Source organism: uncultured Aquimonas sp. (genome assembly GCF_937888285.1).
Classification (GTDB): Bacteria; Pseudomonadota; Gammaproteobacteria; order Xanthomonadales; family Xanthomonadaceae; genus Aquimonas.
Window position 1 is genome coordinate 179,140 of record NZ_CALART010000015.1, and the last position, 20,302, is coordinate 199,441.

Consider the following 20,302-nt stretch of genomic DNA (forward strand, 5'->3'; position numbering starts at 1 on the left):
AGAAGGCGGCCGATTCCTGAATCCCGAATCCCCACTCCCCAATTCCCGCTCTTACACTCCGCATTCCGAGTCTGTCGCCGAGTCCCCGCCCATGCGCCGCCTGCGCCCCCTGTTCTGCGCCCTGCTGATCGCCACCGCCCTGAGCGGCTGCGACAGCATGCCGACCCGCGCCTCGACCTCGCCCGAGCAGGAGATGGCCGAGCGCCTGTACGCCGAGGGCGACTTCCCGATGGCGGCGCAGGCCTTTCTGGATGCGGCCAAACGCTCGCGCGCGCAGCGCGATCTGCTGACCCTGCGCGCGGCCGAGGCCTGGCGCGAGGATGGCCGGATCGAGGAAGCGCGCCCGCTGGTGCCGATGATCGGCGAGCGTCGCCTGGATGCCGACGGCCTGCTGCGCCTCAACCTGCTGCGCGCCGAGCTCGCGCTGGCCGACCGCGAGCCGCAGCGCGCGCTGGACGTGCTGGGCCAGCCGATCGAGGCCGTGCCGGAGGCGCAGCGCGACCGCGTCTACTTCCTGCGCGCACAGGCCTACGCAGGCCTCGACCGGCCCTTCGAGGCCGCGCGCGAACGGGCAGCGCTGGAAGCCTGGCTGCCGGCCGGCGAGCGCGAGGAGAACGCGCAGGCGATCGCCTCACTGCTGGGACAGATGCGCCCGGCCGACCTGCAGCGCGCCAGCGCCGGGCTGGGCCGCAGCGACCCGCTCTACGACCACGCGGCGCGCCAGCTGCGCTCGCTGGGCCTGGCGATGCCCAGCTCGGCCGGCCGCACCGGCGGCGTCGGCGGCGCCCGCGCCAATCGCGTTGCCCTGCTGCTGCCGCGCAGCGGCCCGCTGGCCGCCGCCGGCGAAGCGGTGCGCGATGGCTTCATGGCGGCGTACTACGCCGATGCCGGCGAACAGCGTCCCGAAGTGGTGCTGTACGACGCCGGCGACAGCGTCGAGCAGAACCTGCAGGCCTTCCGCGACGCCAGCGCCGACGGCGCCGAGCGCATCGTCGGCCCGCTGTCGCGCGAGGCGATCGGCGCGCTGTTCGAGATGGGCACGCTGCAGACGCCGGTGCTGGCCTTGAACCGCGGCACGGTGACCCCGCCGCCCGGCAGCCAGAGCTTCGCGCTGAGCCCGGAAGACGAAGGCGTCGCCGCGGCCGAGCGCATGCTCGCCCTGGGTTACCGGCGCGTCATCGTCGCCAACGGCGGCGACGAGCATGCGCGCCGCGTGCTGTCCGCTCTGGGCCCGACCTTCGCCCGCGGCGGCGGCAGCGTGCTGACCGAGATCGTGCCCCCGGAGGGCAGCCCGAACTACTCGGCCGAGATACGCCGTGCCATCGCCGCCGCGGGCCAGCGCGCGCCGGACCCCGCGGCCACCACGCTCGACCGCTCCGGCGCCGTGCAGATCGATGTCGATGCGATCTACCTCGCCGTGCGCTTCGAGCAGGCCCGCCTGCTGGTGCCGCAGCTGCGTGCCGCCGGCATCTTCGATCGCCCGCTGCTGGCCAGCTCGCAGATCCGCGGCGCCGACGGCAATGCCCGACCCGACCGCGATTTCGACGGCATCGAGTTCACCGAACTGCCCTGGCTGCTCGGCGCCAGCGGACCCGGCCTGCCCTCGCAGGACGAGTCCCGCGCGCTGAGCACGGCGCAGGGCGCCTCGGCGCGCCTGTTCGCCTTTGGCCTCGATGCCTACCGCGTGCTGGCCGCCCTGCCTGCGCTGAGCCGCCTGCCCGGCACGTCGATCGAAGGCGCCAGCGGCAGCCTCAGCCTCGACGAATTCGGCCAGGTCCAGCGGCGCCCCGGCTGGGGCCGTTTTCGCGGTGCGCGCGCCCAGCTGATCCCCAGTGAAGAGACCGGAATGCAGCTCGATGGCGGCGCTGCCCTCCGCTGAGGGCCCGCGCCGCGAAGCGCAGGCGCGCGCGCACCTGGAAGCGCAGGGCCTGCGCTTCCGCGCCGCCAACGTGCGCTACCGCTTCGGCGAACTCGACCTGGTGATGGAGGCCGGCGAGATGCTGGTCTTCGTCGAAGTGCGCTACCGGCGCAGCGCAAGCCACGGCGGTGCCTTGGCCTCGATCGGCGCGGCCAAGCGCCAGCGCCTGTGGCAGGCCGCGCAGGCCTATCTCGCGGCGAATCCCGCGCTGGCCAAGCGCCCCTGCCGCTTCGACGTGGTCGCCATCGAGGGCCAAGGCGCGGGCGAGCGCCTGCACTGGCTGCAGCACGTGCTCGAATCGGCCTGAGCACTGCGCTTCCGACGAACGCTCCGCGATGACCTTTGTCGCCTTGCCCCGCCGCTGAGCGCTCGCGCATCATCCGGGGCCCATCTCAAGCTCGAAACGCGCGCCCATGAGCACTCCGCAGTACCCCGAATTCATCTGGCAGAACGGCGCGATCAAGCCCTGGGCCGAGGCCACCACGCACGTGATGGCGCATGCCCTGCACTACGGATCGTCCGTGTTCGAGGGCATCCGCAGCTACGAAACCCCGAACGGCCCGGCGATCTTCCGCCTCAACGACCATCTGGTGCGGCTGTTCCACTCGGCCAAGATCTACGACATCCCCATGCCCTACGACCTCGCCACGCTGGCGCATGCCTGCCGCGAGGTGCTGAAGCGCAACGGCCTCGGCAAGGGCTATCTGCGGCCGGTGGCCTATCGTGGCCTGGGCGGCTTCGGCCTCTCGGCCGACTGCCCCACCGATGTCGCCGTGGCCGCCTGGAACATGGGCGCCTACCTCGGCGCCGGCGTGCTGGAGCAGGGCATCGACGCCTGCGTGTCGAGCTGGCAGAGGATGGCGCCGAACACCATCCCGACCGGCGCCAAGGCCGGCGGCAACTACCTGTCGGGTCAGCTGATCGCGCGCGAAGCGCGGCGCTTGGGCTTCGGCGAGGGCATCGCCTTGGCCTCGACCGGCCTGCTCAGCGAGGGCGCGGGCGAGAACCTGTTCCTGGTGTTCAACGGCGCCCTGCACACGACGCCGGCTTCGGCGGCGATCCTCAACGGCATCACCCGCCACAGCATCATGACTCTGGCCCGCGAGCACGGCATCGAGGTGGTCGAGCGCGACATGCCGCGCGAGTATCTCTACCTCTGCGACGAGCTGTTCATGTGCGGCACCGCCGCCGAGATCACGCCGATCCGCAGCGTCGACGGCAAGCCGGTGGGCAGCGGCAAGCCCGGCCCGGTCACCGCGCGCATCCAGGAGCTCTTCTTCGGCCTGTTCAACGGCCGCACCCCGGACCGCCACGGCTGGCTGGAAGCGGTCGGCTGAGCCCTGCTGCAGGTCCGCGGCAAGCGCCCCGCGCGGGCACTTGCCGATCCCGAGCCGGGCGCCGACCTGCGGCGCCTGGCACGGCCTGATCTCCGCCGCCCTATGTCTCGCAGCGCCAGTCGCGGACAGCACCCCGACAGCGTGATCGCCGGCGCCCCCGCGAACGGTGCAGGACTTGCATGATGTGCGGACTCCCGCGCCGCCGACTTCCCGATTGACCGCAGCCGTTCGCCGCCGCAGCCGACCTGAGCCCGAGCCTTCGGGCGACGCCCGCGCGGGCGTCTGGCTGTGCCTGCTGGCGCTCCTGCTGTGGGTGCAGACAGCAGCCGCGGCGCTGCCGCTGGACCAGTACTACCAGGAAACCTGGACCACCCGCGAAGGCCTGCCGCACAACACGGTCAACGCCATCACCCAGACCCCGGACGGCTATCTCTGGCTGGGCACCTGGGAAGGTGCGGTGCGCTACAGCGGCCTGCGCTTCCAGAACTTCGACCGCAATGCCGGCACCGACATGCTGGACTCCGGCGTCCGCGCGCTCACGCTGGAAGCCGATGGCGGCCTGCTGGTCGCCGGCTCGCGCGGCAGCATCGTGCGCCTGCACAACGGCCACTGGCAGCGCCAGCCCGCCGCACCGACACTCGTCACCGACGTCCTGCGCGATCGCTTGGGGCGACTGTGGGCGGGCACCGAGAACGGCGGCCTGATGCGCATCGACCCCGATGGGCGCCGCCAGCACTTCGTCGTCTCGCCCGAGACGGGCGGCGGCAGCGTCTATGCGCTGGCCGAAGACGCGCTCGGCCGCATCTGGGCCGGCACCTCGCGCGGGCTGATGCGCGCCAGCGAAGACCGTCTGTTGCCCGCCCCGGACCGCGGCGGCGTACTCGGCGAGCGTCGCGTGCTGTCGCTGCTGCTCGGCGCCCAGGGCCAGCTGCTGGTCGGCACCGAGCACGGCCTGTTCGCCTCGCAGCAGCCGGTCGCGGCCGCCGCCGACCCTGATCTCGCATTCGCCGCGCGCGAGCCCGAGCTCGCGGCCACCTCGATCAGCCGGCTGCTGGTCGATCGTCGCGGCAACCTGTGGATCGGCACGGTCTCGCACGGTCTGTTCCGGCGCAGCGAGGACGGCCTCGACGTCCTCGACACCGGTAGCGGCCTCCCCAACAACCGCGTGCTGGCGCTGTACGAAGACCGCGAGGGCAACCTGTGGATCGGCACCAACGGTGGGTTGGTGCGGCTGGGCGAGGCCCCGTTCTCGACGCTGACCCGGCGCCACGGGCTGGCCGACGATTTCGTGCGCAGTGTGCTCGAGCTCCCCGATGGACACATCCTGGCCGGCACCAGCCGCGGCCTCAGCCTGATCAACGGGCATCGCATCGAAGCCTGGCCGCGCCTGCCCGGCGAAGCCTCGGGGCTGTCGGTGCTGAGCCTGGCCCGCGCGGCGGGCGGCGTCTGGATCGGCAGCTACAACAGCGGCGCCCTGCGCGTCGAAGGCGAGCGCGTGGTCGAGCGCGTCGGACGCGAGCAGGGCCTGCCCTCGAACGAAGTCCGCGCGCTGCTGGAAGATCGCTCGGGTCGGCTGTGGATCGGGACCACCCAGGGCCTCGCCTTGAGGCAGGGCGATGCCCTGACCGTCTACGGCACCACCGAGGGCCTGCCGGGCGAGTACATCGTCGCCCTGTTCGAGGATTCGCAGGGCACGCTCTGGGTGGGCACCGGCACCGGCCTCGGACGCATCCGCGAGGGCCGCGCCGAGACGCTTTCGCTGGCAGGCGCTGGCGCCGTCGAGTCGGTGTTCTCGATCCTTGAAGACAGCCGCGCCGGCGTGCTCTGGCTGGCCACCGATCGCGGCCTGCTGCGCTGGCGCCGCAGCGACGGCCAGCTGGCGGCGATCGGCCACGGCGCCGGCCTGCCCTTCGAGAAGTTCTTCGCGGTGCTGACAGACGCCGCCGGCGACCTCTGGCTGACCGGCAACCGCGGCGTGCTGCGGCTGCCCGCTGCCGCCGCCCACGCCTACGCCGATGGCCGCGCCGAAACCGTGCCCTTCGAGCACTTCAACGAATCCGACGGCATGGCCAGCGCCCAGTGCAACGGCGGCTCCGGCCCGCCGGCGCTGCGCCGCAGCGACGGCAGCCTGTGGGTGGCCACCGCCCTGGGCGTGGCCCACGTCGCCCCCGAACGGCTGGACGACTTCGCCGAACAGGCGCCGCCGGTGGTGATCGAATCCCTGCTGGTCGATGGCGCCCAGCTGCCGCTGGCGCCGCGCGTGGACCTGCCCGCCGGCACCAGCCGCATCGAAGTCGGCTTCGCAGGCCTGGCCTTCGTGATGCCGCAGCGGGTGCGCTACCGCTACCGGCTGGAGGGCTTCGACCACGGCTGGATCGAGCGCGGCGAACAGCGCAGCGCGGTGTTCACGAACCTTGGCCCCGGCGACTACGCCCTGCACGTGCAGGCCGCACATCCGAACGGGCCGTGGAGCGAGCGCGAGGGCCGCATCGACTTCCGCATCGCCCCGCATTGGTGGCAGCGGCCCTGGGCCTGGCTGCTGCTGGCGGCGCTGCTCGCGGCGAGCGTCCACCACCTGCTGCGGCGTCGCCTGCTGCGGCATGAGCAGAACGAGATCCGCCTGCGCGAGCTGGTCGAACAGCGCACCGTCGACCTGCGCCTGCAGGCGCAGCGGCTGCAGGAGGCCGATGCCGAAAAGAACGTGCTGCTGGAGCGCCTGCGCGAGCAGTCCGAGGCCTTCGAGCGGCAGGCCCGCGAGGACGCGCTGACCGGGCTGGCCAACCGTCGCGCCTTCGACGAGCTGCTGGCCTATGAGTTCGCCCGCGCCGGCCGCTCCGACCAGCCGCTGTGCGTGGCCCTGGTCGATCTTGACCACTTCAAGCGGATCAATGACGAGTACTCGCACGCCGCCGGCGACGCCGTGCTGCGCGCGGTGGCGACGCGCATGCGCGCGCTCTGCCGCGAGATCGACACCGTGGCGCGCTGGGGCGGCGAGGAGTTCGCCCTGCTGCTGCCGAACACCCGCCTGTCCGATGCCCTGGTGGTCTGCGAGCGCGTGCGCGCGGGGCTGGAGCGCATGGAGCTCGACGAGGTCGCCGCCGGCCTGCGCATCACCGTGAGCATCGGCCTGGCCTCGCACGAAGGCCACGCTGACTACGATCGCATGCTCTCGCAGGTCGATGCCGCCCTGTACGCGGCCAAGCAGTCCGGCCGCAATCGCGTCGCCTGCTGAGCATTCCCGCACCACATGGGCCGCACGCCTCCAGCTGAACGAAAGCCCGCCGCGTGCTCACGCGCTGACACGCTCGCATTCCGCGCTTCGTAAAAGCAGTCAGGTCCGACAGCATCGCCGGACCGCCGCGGCGCCGGATCGCGCCTGGCCTGAGGCAAGCGCCCGGGCCATCGCCTCAAGGACAGAGCCATGATCGAACTCCAGCGTCTCGACCTCTACCGCCCCATCCACAAGGCCCTGCGCCTGCTCATGGCCGAAACCCTGGTCGAGGTCGGCCGCCTCGACTGCGAGGACAGCCCGGAGCTGCACGCCGGTCTTGATCGCGTCGAACAGCTGCTGCGCGCCTGCCGCAGCCATCTGCAGCACGAGGATGCCTTCCTCCACCCTGCGCTGGAACGCCTGCAGCGCAACGGCGCCGAGCGCACCCACCACGACCACCTCGAGCACCGCCACGCCATCGATGCGCTGCAGCGACAGGTCACGGCCGTGCGCGAGCGCGTCGGCGGTGCGCGCCAGCAGGCCGCGGACGCGCTGTACGACGCGCTGGCCGACTTCATCGGCGAGAACTTCGCGCACATGCGCATCGAAGAGCGCGACAACAACGCCCGGCTGTGGTCCGGCTACGACGACGCTGCGCTCGTCGAAGTGCACGAAGCCCTGCTGGCGTCGATTCCTGCCAGCGAAATGGAAGACACCCTGCGCCTGATGGTGCGCGCGCTCAGTCCTCGCGAGCGCGCCGGTCTGCTCGGCGAGATCCGCGGCAAGATGCCTGCCGATGCGTTCTCCGCGCTGCTGGGCGGCCTGCTGCCGCTGCTGCCGCCGCGCGACCGCGCCAAGCTCGTCATCGCCCTCGGCGAGGCGCGCGTCGCGGCTTGAGGGCGCAGGTCTTGCATGGCGTCGGGTCCACCCGCGCCATCGCGCCTGGGACATCCCTCATGCGCCGCACTCACGCGTATGCGGTGTAGCATTTCAGCCCTGCGCGTTCGAGTTCCGTCTCATGCCCGATGATTCCAGCAGCCGAGGCCAAGCCCTGCCGACGCGCGCCCCCGGCGAGGGTCGTCCGGCGCCTTCAGACATCGCGCGCGAGACACTGAAGCGGCTGGCCCATCTGCGCCTGCCGCCCACGCCAGAGAACTACACTCGCACCTACCAGCAGATCAGCGGCGAAGAGAGCGCCGCGCCGTTTCCCGAGGAGTCGCTGCGCGCACTGGTACATGCCCTGCCGCGCGGCACGCCCTCGCTGCTGAACCTGGCGCGCCAGTGCGAGCGCGCGATCGCCCTGGGCAGCTGGACCGAACTGCGTTCGGCCTTGAACCATAGCCTGCTGGAAATCGTCGACGCGGAACTGCCCTGGGCCTCGGTGCTGCTGGAAACCCTGCGCGAGCTCGACCCCGACCGCGCCGGCCCCCAGCGCGGCCTGCGCCAGCTGCAGCTGCTGCAGCTGCTGGCCCAGCCGATGGAATCCGCCCAGCTGCACCGGCGCATGGATGCGCTGGTGCGCGAATGGCGCAGCCGCCGCGCGCCCGAAGCGCGCGAGCCCGCCGCCAACACGCCCACCGAAGGCCTGCACGAACTGCTGGCCGGCCTGCTGCGCGACGGCATCGCGCCGATGCTGGAGCCGCAGCCCGCGCTGGCGCACGAAGCCCGCATGCTGGCCGAACAGCTGCGCGAAGCGCAGGGCGAGTTCGACCTGCAGGCCCTCGGCCAGCAGCTGCATCGCTTCCAGCGCGGGCTGGAGTTGGCCGCGCAGTCCGATGCCGCCCTGCGCGACGCGCTGATCGACCTGCTCCGCCTGATCATCGACAACATCCGCCTGCTGGTCACCGAGGACCACTGGCTGCACGGCCAGCTCGGCCTGCTGGCCGAGTCGCTGCAGGGACAGCTCGACGTGCGCGTGCTGGAGGAAGTCGGCCGCCGCCTGCGCAAGGTCATCGAAAAGCAGCGCCACCTGGCGCGGCAGATCTCGGACGCCCAGCAGCGCCTGAAGAGCCTGCTGTCCGGCTTCATCGATCGGCTGGGCGAACTGACCGACAGCACCTCCAGCTACCACGACGTGCTGAGCGACTGCGCCACCCGCATCAGCGAAGCCGACAGCATCGAAGCGCTGGCCGAGGTGGTCGGCCTGCTGCTGACCCGCACCGAACAGACCCGCGAGACCGCCGCCCGCTCGGCGGCCGACCTCGCCGAGCTGCGTGAAAGGGTCGAGACCGCCAACCAGAGCGTGCTGGTGCTGCAGCGCGAGCTGGAAGAAACCAGCCAGCTCGTACGCCTCGACCCGCTCACCGGCGCGCTCAACCGCAAGGGCCTCGACGAAGTGCTGGAGCGCGAAATGGCGCGCATGCAGCGGCTCGGCACGCAGCTGTGCGTGGTCGTGCTCGACGTCGACAACTTCAAGGCCATCAACGACAGCCACGGCCATCTGGTTGGCGACGAAGTGCTGCGCCACATCGCCACCGTGCTGCGCGAAACCCTGCGCGGCAACGACTCGGTGGTGCGCTTCGGCGGCGAGGAATTCGTCCTGCTGCTGCCCGGCGTCGGCGTCGAAGAAGCCAGCAGCGTGGTCCAGCGCCTGCAGCGCGAACTGACCCGCCGCTTCTTCCTCGCCAACGCGCAGAAGCTGCTGCTCACCTTCAGCGCCGGCATCACCGCCTTCGCCCAGGGCGAACACCCCAGCGAAGTCATCGACCGCGCGGACAAGGCCATGTACGCGGCCAAGCACGCGGGCAAGAACCGGGTGATGGTGGTGGAGGCCTGAGCGTCGAGATCCGGGATCGGGAATCGGGATTCGCCGAGACGGATGCAACGACGAAGCGCAGCGCACCTCTCGATGCCGGAGCCGGCCCCTTGGATCTGACGGGCGCCACAACCCAGCCGTCCGATCGGACATCACACACCCTGGATCATGGATTCGCTTCAGGGCCTGTTCGGGCGCCCCGGGCGACCACGGATCGAGTCTCTACTGGCCTTGATCCGTGGTCGCGAGTCCAGCACCTGTCCAGACGCCTTCGGCCGCTGCGCGGCGACGCCTTCGCTTCGCCCGGCCACGCTGGGCCAGGCATCGCCCGTTCGATCGGCTGGCGCGCCCTCAAGGGCGCGCGGCAACGCTGAATCCTTCAGCGCCGCCCAGGCGGGAGTCCAGCCAGCGTGGGCGCGTGCCCACCCCATGCCACGCGCCCCTGCGGCTCCCGAATGCCGAATCCCCAATCCGGCTCCGCAATCAGATCGCAGCGAGCGCGTCCTCAAGCTCCGCGCGCAGATCGGCCAGGTCTTCGACTCCGACGCTCAGGCGCACCAGGTTGTCGTGGATGCCGAGCCTGGCGCGGTTTTCCGGCGGAACCGACGCGTGGGTCATGATCGCCGGGTGGTTGATCAGGCTTTCGACGCCGCCCAGCGACTCGGCCAGCGCGAACAGCTGGCAGCGCTCCATCATCCGGCGGGTGCCGGCGAGATCGGTGTCGAGCACCACGCTGATCATCCCGCCGAAGCCGTGCATCTGCGCTTTCGCCAGCGCGTGCTGCGGATGCGAGGCCAGACCCGGATAGATGACGCGCCGCACCTTGGGATGCGCTTCCAGCCACTGCGCCAGGGCAAGCGCGTTCTCGCAGTGTGCGCGCATGCGCAGGTGCAGGGTCTTCAGGCCGCGCAGGGCGAGGAAGCTGTCGAACGGACCCTGCACGCCGCCGACGGCGTTCTGCAGGAAAGTGAGCTTCTCCTCCAGCTCGGCGTGCTCGCCGACCACCAGCATGCCGCCGACGATGTCGCTGTGGCCGTTCAAGTACTTGGTCGCCGAGTGCATGACCAGATGCGCGCCGAGCTCCAGCGGACGCTGAAGGATCGGGCTGCAGAAGGTGTTGTCGACCGCGAGGATCAGGCCCTTCTCGCGCGCGAACGCCGCGAGCCTGGCGATGTCGACCAGCTTCAGCATCGGGTTGGTCGGCGTCTCGCACCAGATCATCTTCGTGTTGGGGCGCAGCGCCGCCGCCACGGCGTCGAGGTTGTCGAGGTCGACGAAGCTGAAGTCCAGCCCCGCCGAGCGCCGGCGCACGCGCTCGAACAGGCGGTAGGTGCCGCCGTAGACGTCGTCCATGCAGATCACGTGGCTGCCGGAGTCCAGCACTTCCAGCGCGGTCGAAGTGGCGGCGAGACCGGAGGCGAAGGCATAGCCGCGGCGGCCGCCTTCGAGTGCGGCGACGCAGTCCTCGTAGGCGAAGCGCGTCGGGTTGTGGCTGCGCGAGTACTCGAAGCCCTGGTGGTCGCCGGGGCTGCGCTGCACATAGGTCGAGGTCGCATAGATCGGGGTCATCACCGCGCCGGTGGTCGGATCGGGCGACTGGCCGGCGTGGATGGCGCGCGTGCCAAGGCCGTGGTGGGCGTGCGAGGGCTTGCTCATGGGGCGTTCCGTGTGGGGGCTGCCGAGAGGCTCGGCGAGGCGCGAAGTCTAGCCGCTGGCGCGCATTGCCCGAAGTGCGGAAAGTGCGCTCAGCCGGGAAACAGCGCGTCCAGCGGTTCGGGCCGGTGCAGCAGATAGCCCTGGGCGTAGTCGACGCCGAGCGCGTTCAGCGCGTCGAACACGCGCTCGGAATCGACGAACTCGGCGATCGTGGCCAGGCCCAGCACCTGGGCGACCTGGCAGAAGCAGCGCACCGTGGCCTGGTTCAGCGGGTCGCGGTCGAGATCGCGGATGAACTGGCCGTCGATCTTGATGTAGTCCACCGGCAGCTGCTTGAGATAGCCGAACGAGGACGCGCCGGCGCCGAAGTCATCCAGCGCCACGCGCACGCCCTGGCGGCGCATCTCGCTGATGAAGGCGGTGGCATCGCCCAGCGCGGTGATCGCCGAAGTCTCGGTGATCTCGAAGCACAGACGGTGGAGGTCGAAGCTGGACTCGCGCAGCAGCTGGCTGGCGTAACGGTGGAAGGCGCGGTCGCCGATGCTCTGACCGGACAGATTGATCGCCAGCGTATCGATATGGGCGAAGGCCTCGCCATGCGCTTCGATCCAGGCGAAGGCGCGGCGCAGCACCCAGCGGTCCACCCGCGAGGCCAGATTGAAGCGCTCGGCTGCGGGCAAGAAGGCCCCTGGCGCGATGCACTGGCCGTCCTCGCGCAGGCGCAGCAGCAGCTCCAGGTGCGTGCTGGCGCCCGCCTGCGGCAGCACCGGCTGGATGCGCTGCGCCCACAGCTCGAAGCGGCCCTCGTCCAGCGCCGATTCGATGCGGCTGGCCCAGCGCATCGAGTCGCGCCGCTGCAGCATGGCCTCGTCGCTGTTCATCCAGGCGTGCACGCGGTTGCGGCCGGCCTCCTTGGCGGCATAGCAGCAGGTGTCGGCCGCCTGCATCAGGGTGGCGACGTCCGGCCAGTCGCGCTCGATCGGCACCAGGCCAATGCTGGTGCCGACGCGGAAGCGGCGGCCGTCGTGTTCGAAGCGGAAAGCCTCCATGCGCTCGCAGATCTGCTGGGCCACGCGCTGCGCATGATCGAGCCGGCAGTGCTTCAGGATTGCGCCGAACTCGTCGCCGCCCAGACGCGCCAGCAGGTCGCCGCTGCGCACGCATTCGCCCAGCAGGCGACTGACCTGCTTCAGCAGTTCGTCGCCCACCGCGTGCCCGCAGGCGTCGTTGACCAGCTTGAACTGGTCGAGGTCGATGAACAGCAGGGCGTGACTCTCCTCGCGGAGCTGCGCACTTTCGAGCGTCTGACCCAGGCGCCGCTCGAACTCGCCGCGATTGACCAGCCCGGTCAGGGCGTCATGGGCAGCGCGATGGCTGATCTCGCGCGACAGCCGGCGCTGCTCGCTGACGTCGCGGAACACCATCACCACGCCGAGCAGCTGGCTGGCCTCGTCGCGGATCGGCGAGGCGGAATCCTCGACCACGTACTCGTTGCCCGCCGGCGACACCAGCAGGGCGAACTCGCCGGGGCCTATCACCTCACCGCGCTGCAGGCAGAGCCGTACCGGGTTCGCGATCGACTCGCGGTCAAGCTCGCCGTAGACGCTGAAGACGTCCTCGACCGGGCGTCCGCGCGCCTCGACATCGCTCAGGCCGAGCAGGCGCTCGGCTGCAGGGTTCATGAGCACCACCCGACCTTCGGCGTCGGTGGACAGCACGGCATCGCTGATCGCATCCAAGGTGACCGTCAGCAGGGCGTGCTCGGAGGCGAGCTTGAGTTCGAGCGTCTTGCGCTGGGTGATCTCGCGGAAGGTGCCGACCACCCGCTGCACGCGGCCGTCGGCGTCGCGATCGGCCTCGCCGGTGGTGTGCACCCAGATCGCCCGGCCGCGCGCGGTGACCATCGGCAGTTCGAGATCGTAGGGCACCCCGTCGCGCACGGCGCGACGAAAGCTGTCCGCGAGGATGACTCGAGCTTCAGGGGGATAGAAGTCGAGGTAACTTTCCAGCGGCGGCGTCTCTCCCTCCGGCAGATCGTGAATGCGCCTGACGAGGGATGACCACATCTGCTTGCCAGTGCCGGGCTCGTACATCCAGCTGCCGAGACCGCCCATGCGGTTGGCGCGCTCGAGAAAGGCCTCGCTCTCGCGCAGGCGCTGCTCCATCGCGCGGCGCTCGGTGATGTCCTTGACCACGCCGACGAATCCGCCGCCGTGTTCGTCTTCGGGCAAGGCCGCGGCCTGCGAATGGACGATCCGCACCTCGCCGTCGGCGCGCTGGATACGGAACACACGATCGAACGCAGCCCCCAGGTGCGCCGCGGCCTCCCAGGCGGCGGCCACGCCGGTCCGGTCCTCGGGATGCAGCACGGCGAGCCAGCCGGTGCCGCGCGCGTCCTCTGCGCTGCAGCCGAAGATCGCCTGCCAGCGCGCGTTCACATAGGTGCAGCGGCCTCCGGCATCGGTGTGGAAGACGCCCAGCGGCGAGCGCTCCGACAGCACCCGGAACTTGGCCTCGCTGGCGGCGAGCCGGGCCAGCAGGGTCTGCGCGCGATCCAGCTCGCAGTCGATCCGCGCGTTGGCGCTGACGTCCTGCTCCATCATGCGCTGGCGCTGCTCCAGCAGGGCTGCGGTCGCCGCCGCCAGTTCGGCCAGCACGGCGCGCTGGCCGGCGTCGAGGCGGCGCGGCACGCGATCGATCACGCACAGCGTGCCGGGCCGCGACCCATCGCTGAGCTGCAGGGGCACGCCGGCTTAGTAGCGGATGCGCGGCTCGCCCTGCACCAGCGGATTGTCGGCAAAGCGCGGATCGGCGGCGGCGTCGAGCACCTCGAACAGCCCCGCGCCCTGGATGGCGTGGTCGCAGAAGGCCCAGGCGCGCGGCGTCTCGCGCGCCTCCGGCAGACCCACCCGGGCCTTGAACCATTGCCTGTCCTCATCGACCAGGCTGACCAGGGCGATCGGCGTGCCGCACAGGGCGGCGGCGGCACGCGCCAGTCGATCGAACACCGGCTCTTCCGCGGTGTCGAGCACGCGCAGCGCCTGCAGGCTGCCGAGACGCATGGCCTCGATCAGGGCCTGCTGCGACGCGGAGGTATCGGCATCGGCGGCGGTGTACTGCTCGGACATGAACGATGAGGGCTCGGAACGCGGTTGCGGAGTGTAGGCAGAGACGGGTGAACGACGGTCGCAGATCGCCGCCGGACATGGGCCGGATCCGCTGCAAAACGTGCGCCAAGGCACACTGTTCCACGCTTGACGACCGGGCCGCCCGCTACACTGCGCGCCATGCGCATTGGCCCCTACCCCATCGAACCGCGCGTGGTGCTGGCGCCCATGGCCGGCGTCACCGACAAGCCCTTCCGGGTGCTGTGCAAGCGCCTAGGTGCGGGGTTGGCGGTGTCGGAGATGACCCACTCCGATCCCAAGCTGTGGCACACGCGCAAGTCGCGGCTGCGCATGGACCACTCCGGCGAGCCGGAGCCCATCTCGGTGCAGATCGCCGGCACCGAGCCGGAGCAACTCGCCAACGCCGCCCGCCACAACGTCGAGCAGGGCGCACAGATCATCGACATCAACATGGGCTGCCCGGCCAAGAAGGTCTGCAACGCCTGGGCCGGTTCGGCCCTGATGCGCAACGAGGCCCTGGTCGGCCGCATCCTCGACGCGGTGGTGCGCGCAGTCGAGGTGCCGGTGACGCTGAAGATCCGCACCGGCTGGGCGCGGGCGCACCGCAACGGGCTCGCCATCGCGCGCATCGCCGAGGCCGCGGGCATCCAGGCGCTGGCCGTGCACGGCCGCACCCGCGAGGACCTGTACCAGGGCGAGGCCGAGTACGCGCTGATCGCCGAGATCAAATCCGAACTGCGCATCCCGGTGCTGGCCAATGGCGACATCACCGGGCCCGAGAAGGCCGCTGCCGTGCTGCGCGAGACCGGGGCGGATGCGGTGATGATCGACCGCGCGGCGCAAGGCCGGCCGTGGATCTTCCGCGAGATCGCACATTTTCTTGCCACCGGCCAGCGCCTGCCCGAGCCGGGCCTGAGCGAGGTGCGCGACATCCTGCTCGGCCATCTCGACGCGCTGTATGCGTTCTACGGCGAGGAACAGGGCCTGCGCATCGCGCGCAAGCACCTGGGCTGGTATGCCAAGGATGTCGAGGGCGGCGACAGCTTCCGCGCGCTCGTCAACGCGGCGACGACGGCCGAGGCGCAAACTGCGCTGGCCCGCGACTGGTTCGCGGCGCGTGAGGCCGGCCTCACGCTCGACCGCGCCGCCTGAGCCCACCCCCACTCTTCGGACATTGCCGCCGTGAAGTACCTCGGACTGATCTACGCCGGCCTGTTCCGCAAGAAGCTGCGGACCTTTCTGACGCTGGCTTCGCTGATCGCGGCCTTCAGCCTGCTGGGCCTGCTGCAGGCGGTGAACTCGCTGTTCTCGGGCGCAGCCGACTTCCTCGGCGCCAGCCGCCTGATCACCCAGGCCAGCACCAGCTTCACCCAGCCCCTGCCGATGCGCATGCTGCCGCAGATCGAGGCCGTGCCCGGTGTCGCCGCAGTCAACCACTCGCAGTTCTTCGGCGGCCAGTACCAGGACGGACGCGGCTTCTTTCCGCAGTTCGCAGTCAATCCGCAGCGCCTGCGCGACACCTACCCCGAATGGGTGATGGACAACGAGAGCTGGCTGCGCTTCATCAGCACCAATGACGGCACGATTGTCGGGCGCAATCTGGCGGAGCAGTACGGCTGGAAGGTCGGCGACATCGTGCCGCTGAACAGCTTCATCTGGACCCAGGCCGGCGGCAGCCGCACCTGGGAGTGGCGGGTGGTCGGCATCTTCGACGGCATCAACGAGGACTGGTCGCAGCGCGCGAACCTGATGTACCTGAACTATGCGCAGTTCGACGAGGCGCGCTCGGGTGGCAAGGGCCTGGCCGGCATCTTCGTGGTGCGTATCAGTGACCCCGAAGCCTCGGAGCGCATCGCCAGCGTCATCGACGCCAAGTTCGAGAATTCCTCCGACGAGACCAAGACCCAGAAGGAATCCGAATTCCAGCTGGGCTTCATCCGCCAACTGGGCGACATCGGGCTGATCGTCAATCTGATCACCGGCGCGGTGTTCTTCTCGATCCTGTTCCTGACCGGTGTGGCCATGAGCCAGGCGGTGCGCGAGCGCATTCCCGAGCTGGCCGTGCTGAAGTGCCTGGGCTTTACCGATCGGCAGGTGATGGGCCTGGTGCTGGCCGAGGCCTTCGCCCTGTGTCTGGTCGGCGCCCTGCTCGGCATGGCGGTCGCGAGTGTGGCCACCGGCGTGCTGCCGCCCGAGTTCCCGGTACGGGCCGATCTTCGCGTGTGGGTCATCGCAGGCATCAGCGTCGCGGTGCTGACCCTGGCCGTGGGCCTGCCGCCTGCGCTGGCCGCGCGCCGGCTCAAGATCGTCGATGCGCTCGCCGGCCGTGGCGAGCCCTCCGCCTTCGAGCGCGCGCTGCGCCGACTGTTCGGCGGCCGCAGCGAGGAGGCCAGCGCATGAGCCGCTTGACCCAGATCCGCGAGATCACCCTGATGAACCTGCGCTCGATTCCCGAGCGGCTGGCGCCTTCGCTGGTGATCGTGGTCGGCATCGCTGGCGTGGTCGGCGTGCTGGTGGCCCTGCTGTCGATGTCGGCCGGCCTGGGCCAGACGCTGGGCAGCACCGGCGAGCCCGACCAGGTCGTCGCGAGCCGCGGCGGCAGCCAGGGCGAAATCTCGAGTTTTCTCGCGGTGGCCAGCATGACCCTGGTCAAGCAGGACCCGGCGATCGCGCGCGGGCCCGACGGCCTGCCGCTGGCCTCGGGCGAACTCATCGTGATCACCGAGGTGCCGCGCCCGGGACAGGACACCGGCGCCAATGTCAGCCTGCGTGGTATCGAGCCGGTGGGCCTCGCGCTGCGGCCCAAGTTCAGGCTGCTGCAGGGGCGCATGTTCCGCCCCGGGGTGCAGGAGATCATCGTCGGTGTCGGCGCAGCGCGGCAGTTCAGCGGGCTGGAGCTGGGCCGCGAGCTGCGCTTCCGCGGCGGGCGCTGGACCATCGTCGGCCACTTCGAATCCGGCGGCGCCTACGACAGCGAGCTGTGGACCGACCGCGAGACCGCGCAGGGCGCCTTCAGTCGCCCGGGTGTGTCCTCGATCCTCGCGCGCCTCAAGGACCCGAGCCTGCTGCCGGCGGTGGAGGCGCGCCTCAAGGCGGATCCGCAGCTCGATGTGGACGTGCGCAGCCAGGACGCTTTCTTCGCCGGCCAGAGCGGCAACCTCACCGCGACCATCGGCGTGCTGGCCGGCATCGTCGCCGCGATCATGGGCGTGGGCGCGGTGTTCGGCGCGCTCAACACCATGTACTCGGCAGTGTCGGCGCGCACCAAGGAAATCGGCACCCTGCGCGCGCTGGGCTTCGGCGCCGCGCCGGTGGTGGCCTCGGTCATGGCGGAAGCGCTGCTGCTGTCTTTGCTCGGTGGAGCACTGGGCGCCGCGCTGGCCTACTTCGCCTTCAACGGCTACGCGGTGAGCACACTGGGCGGCGGCTTCACCCAGGTCGCCTTCGAGTTCGCGGTGACGCCGCAGCTGGTGATGAGCGGCCTGGTCATCGCACTCGGCATCGGCTTCGTGGGTGGGCTTGCCCCTGCGCTACGCGCCGCGCGCCTGCCGGTGACTGCGGCCCTGCGCGGCTGATCGGACTCCGGCGTGGCCCGCCCTCAGCCTTCGCCTCACGGCAACCTGCTTTAACGAATCCCGAATCCCCAATCCCGAATCCCGGCGCCACAGGCGCCACAAGCGCATACTGCCGCGCCCTCCCGCCATGCCCGCCCGTCGCGCCCGCGACGGGGAATCGCTGCATGCCGCTTGCAGGTCGATGCCCGTGAACGCCCATCCCGAACCCCTCGACCGCAAAGGCCTTGCGGCGGCCGTCTTCGCTTTCCTGACCTGGGGCGTGTTTCCGCTCTACTGGGCGCTGCTGAAGCACGTGCCCGCGTTCGAGATCGTGGCCCATCGCATCGTCTGGTGCGCGGTCTTCGTGGTCGCCTGGCTGTGCTGGAAGGACGGCCCCGGCTGGCTGTTCCGCGCCCTGCGCCAGCGCCACGCGGCGTGGATGCTGTTCGCCTCCAGCCTGCTGATCAGCTTCAACTGGGGCCTGTACATCTGGGGCGTCAACAGCGGCCACGTGGTCGAAACCAGCCTCGGCTACTTCATCAACCCGCTGGTGAACGTGCTGCTCGGCGTGGCCGTGCTGGGCGAGCGTCTGCGCCGCGCGCAGTGGATCGCGGTCGCCCTTGCCGCCGCCGGCGTGCTCTGGCTCAGCCTGCAGCAGGACCGCCCGCCGTGGATCGCGCTGGGCCTCGCCGCCTCGTTCGCGCTGTACGGGCTGATCCGCAAGCAGGTCGCCGTCGAGTCGGTGCCGGGGCTCGGCGTCGAGAGCGTGCTGCTGTTTCTGCCGGCCGCCGCCTGGCTGTGGCTGGCCGAACAGGGCGGCGGCGGGGCCATCTTCCACGGCAACTGGGCTACCGATGCGCTGCTGATCACCGGCGGCCTGCTGACCGCCCTGCCTCTGGTGGCATTCGCCTACGGCGCACGCCGCATCCCGCTGTCGGTGCTGGGCCTGCTGCAGTACATCGGGCCAAGCATCCAGTTCCTGCTCGGCGTATTCGTGTTCGGAGAGAGTTTCGGACTGGTGCAGGCGGTCGGCTTCGGTCTGATCTGGGCGGCGCTGGCGGTGTACGCCGCCGAAGGCTGGCAGATGCAGCGGCGCCGCGCGCTGGCGGTGTCGGTATGAGCAGGCCTCGCACGAGGCTGGCGCTGCTGGGCCTGGGGCTGGCGGTGATCGCCGCCTGCGCCGCCCCGGCCCTGCCCTCGCTCGAGGATCGGCTGGTGGATCCGCGCCTGTCCCGCGCGCCCATGCCAGAGGGTGCAGCCGCGCTGTCGGCGGCGCTGGGGCTGGAAACGCGCTACCACGTCAGTGTCTCCGGCCTGCGTCTGGCGTATTCGATCCTGGAGCCCGGCGAGTACGGCTTCGATGCCGGCGTGCAGCGCGATGTCGAGACCCGCGTGCGCTTCCGGGCAGGCCCTCGCCAGCTTGCACAGGCGCCCGCCGGCACGGCCCTGCTGCTGCACGGCTGGGGCATGGATCGCCGCAGTCTGTACCCCTGGGCCCTGACGCTGGCCGAAGCCGGGCATCGCGTCGTTCTGGTCGATCTGCGTGGTCATGGCGAAAGCGGCGACGCGCCACCGGGCTACGGCCGTCGCGAAGCCGAGGATCTGGTCGAGCTGCTGGCCGCCCTGGAGGCCGGCTCGGATCTGGTCGGCCCCCTGCATCTGTTCGGCGTCTCCTACGGCGGCGCCACCGCGGCCCATCTCGCCGCCGCGCTGCCGGAGCGCTTCGCTTCGCTGACCCTGCTAGAACCTTTCGCGAACGCCGCCGACGCTGTGCGCGACATGGTTCCCGCCCTGCTGGAAAGCCCCGATCCGCGCCCGTGGCAGCGTGCCACCCGCGCCCTGCTGCGGCTGCGCTTCAGCCCGGAGCGGGTCGAAGCGGCGATCGCCGCCAGCAGCGCACGGCTGGGAATCGATCTCGATGAGGTCGAGCTCACTCCACTGCTGGCCTCGACCTCGGCCTGCACCCTGCTGATCCACGGCGGTCGCGATCGCCATGTGGGCGTGCAGCACGGCCGCCGCCTGGCGGCTGGCGTGACCGCCCTGCAGTACCGCGAGCTGCCGCAGGAGGACCACATCACCCTGCCGCTGCGCATCGATTGGCTGGGTGCACCGGTCGCCTACTGGATGCGCGCGGTGGCGGCCAGCCCCGCCCAGGCTTGCCCGCGCCTGCAGCTGGCCGCGGATCCGCTGCCGAGCGCAGTGCCGCCCCGCCCGGGGCGCCTCGACCTGATCGAGTTCGCACTGCTTGCGGAGGCCGCTGCGCCCGGCTGAGCGCTCACCCGACCGCCGAAGGCGGGCCGGTGCGAGAATGCCGCGTCCATGCACGCTGGGACATCGTGGGGTAAGAAAACTCCTACCCCCCGACGAGCACTCCGCCGACTGCACCGATGCGGGGTGGCTGCCTAGACTGCCCCGGAACGCGCACTGCCAAGGAACACATGATGATCCGCCTCAAGGCCCTTGATGACCTCGCCCACCGTCTGAGCGAACTGCTGCCCCCCGGCATGGAGGACGCCCGCGCGGACCTCGAGAAGAACTTCCGGGCCGCCCTGCACAGCGGTTTCAGCAAGCTGGACCTGGTCACCCGCGAGGAGTTCGACGTGCAGCGCGCGGTGCTGATGCGCACCCGCGAAAAGCTGGCCCTGATGGAGCGCGTGCTGGGTGACCTGGAGGCCCGGCTCGACGCGCAGGCGAACACGCCTTCGCAGACCCGCAACTGAGCCGGAACCAGCCCGCCCCGAGT

15 protein-coding genes are annotated in these 20,302 nt (G+C 70.8%); 12 read left to right on the forward strand and 3 right to left on the reverse strand.

Annotation, left to right across the window (positions count from 1 at the left end):
• Positions 1 to 91 precede the first annotated feature (91 nt).
• The 6 genes from Q0654_RS05385 to Q0654_RS05410 all read left to right on the forward strand — a co-directional run bounded on the left by Q0654_RS05385 (position 92) and on the right by Q0654_RS05410 (position 9,242).
• A complete protein-coding gene (locus tag Q0654_RS05385; protein WP_298851263.1) occupies positions 92 to 1,879 on the forward strand; it encodes a penicillin-binding protein activator in 1,788 nt (595 codons plus the stop codon).
• On the forward strand, positions 1,857 to 2,225 hold the full coding sequence (locus Q0654_RS05390) for a YraN family protein (RefSeq protein WP_298851264.1): 369 nt from the start codon (positions 1,857 to 1,859) through the stop codon (positions 2,223 to 2,225). The genes Q0654_RS05385 and Q0654_RS05390 overlap by 23 nt, the downstream gene beginning before the upstream one ends.
• Before the next feature lie 106 nt (positions 2,226 to 2,331).
• Positions 2,332 to 3,255, forward strand: coding sequence for a branched-chain amino acid transaminase (locus tag Q0654_RS05395; protein WP_298851266.1), 924 nt, complete (start codon positions 2,332 to 2,334; stop codon positions 3,253 to 3,255).
• Between the two features lie 214 nt (positions 3,256 to 3,469).
• A complete protein-coding gene (locus tag Q0654_RS05400) occupies positions 3,470 to 6,487 on the forward strand; it encodes a two-component regulator propeller domain-containing protein (RefSeq protein ID WP_298851268.1) in 3,018 nt (1,005 codons plus the stop codon).
• A gap of 189 nt (positions 6,488 to 6,676) precedes the next feature.
• Positions 6,677 to 7,363, forward strand: a complete 687-nt coding sequence (locus Q0654_RS05405; protein WP_298851270.1) for a hemerythrin domain-containing protein — start codon at positions 6,677 to 6,679, stop codon at positions 7,361 to 7,363.
• Between the two features lie 121 nt (positions 7,364 to 7,484).
• The gene (locus Q0654_RS05410) at positions 7,485 to 9,242 is read left to right on the forward strand and encodes a GGDEF domain-containing protein (protein WP_298851272.1); all 1,758 of its coding nucleotides are present in this window, start codon (positions 7,485 to 7,487) and stop codon (positions 9,240 to 9,242) included.
• A 462-nt stretch (positions 9,243 to 9,704) separates the two neighbouring features.
• Here the strand turns inward: Q0654_RS05410 and Q0654_RS05415 are convergent, their stop codons facing one another.
• From Q0654_RS05415 to Q0654_RS05425, 3 genes are all read right to left on the reverse strand, one after another.
• The gene (locus Q0654_RS05415; protein ID WP_298851275.1) at positions 9,705 to 10,877 is read right to left on the reverse strand and encodes a cystathionine gamma-synthase; all 1,173 of its coding nucleotides are present in this window, start codon (positions 10,875 to 10,877) and stop codon (positions 9,705 to 9,707) included.
• Between the two features lie 89 nt (positions 10,878 to 10,966).
• Positions 10,967 to 13,624 (reverse strand): EAL domain-containing protein, encoded by a 2,658-nt coding sequence (locus Q0654_RS05420; protein WP_298851278.1) that lies wholly within the window; start codon positions 13,622 to 13,624, stop codon positions 10,967 to 10,969.
• A 6-nt stretch (positions 13,625 to 13,630) separates the two neighbouring features.
• Positions 13,631 to 14,005, reverse strand: a complete 375-nt coding sequence (locus Q0654_RS05425; protein WP_298851280.1) for a hypothetical protein — start codon at positions 14,003 to 14,005, stop codon at positions 13,631 to 13,633.
• A gap of 159 nt (positions 14,006 to 14,164) precedes the next feature.
• Here Q0654_RS05425 and dusB point away from each other — a divergent pair, with 159 nt between their 5' ends.
• From dusB to Q0654_RS05455, 6 genes are all read left to right on the forward strand, one after another.
• On the forward strand, positions 14,165 to 15,157 hold the full coding sequence (dusB, locus tag Q0654_RS05430) for a tRNA dihydrouridine synthase DusB (protein WP_298851282.1): 993 nt from the start codon (positions 14,165 to 14,167) through the stop codon (positions 15,155 to 15,157).
• A gap of 30 nt (positions 15,158 to 15,187) precedes the next feature.
• Positions 15,188 to 16,405: an ABC transporter permease gene (locus tag Q0654_RS05435; RefSeq protein WP_298851284.1), complete on the forward strand. Its 1,218-nt coding sequence runs from the start codon at positions 15,188 to 15,190 to the stop codon at positions 16,403 to 16,405.
• Positions 16,402 to 17,580 carry an ABC transporter permease gene (locus tag Q0654_RS05440; RefSeq protein WP_298851286.1) on the forward strand — a complete coding sequence of 393 codons (1,179 nt, stop codon included), beginning with the start codon at positions 16,402 to 16,404 and terminating at the stop codon, positions 17,578 to 17,580. Before Q0654_RS05435 ends, Q0654_RS05440 begins: the two co-directional genes overlap by 4 nt.
• Positions 17,581 to 17,767: 187 nt before the next feature.
• Positions 17,768 to 18,679, forward strand: a complete 912-nt coding sequence (gene rarD, locus Q0654_RS05445) for an EamA family transporter RarD (protein WP_298851287.1) — start codon at positions 17,768 to 17,770, stop codon at positions 18,677 to 18,679.
• A complete protein-coding gene (locus Q0654_RS05450; RefSeq protein WP_298851291.1) occupies positions 18,676 to 19,830 on the forward strand; it encodes an alpha/beta fold hydrolase in 1,155 nt (384 codons plus the stop codon). Before rarD ends, Q0654_RS05450 begins: the two co-directional genes overlap by 4 nt.
• A gap of 170 nt (positions 19,831 to 20,000) precedes the next feature.
• Entirely contained in the window at positions 20,001 to 20,279 is a 279-nt protein-coding gene (locus Q0654_RS05455; protein WP_298851293.1) for an accessory factor UbiK family protein, read from the forward strand.
• Positions 20,280 to 20,302 lie beyond the last annotated feature (23 nt).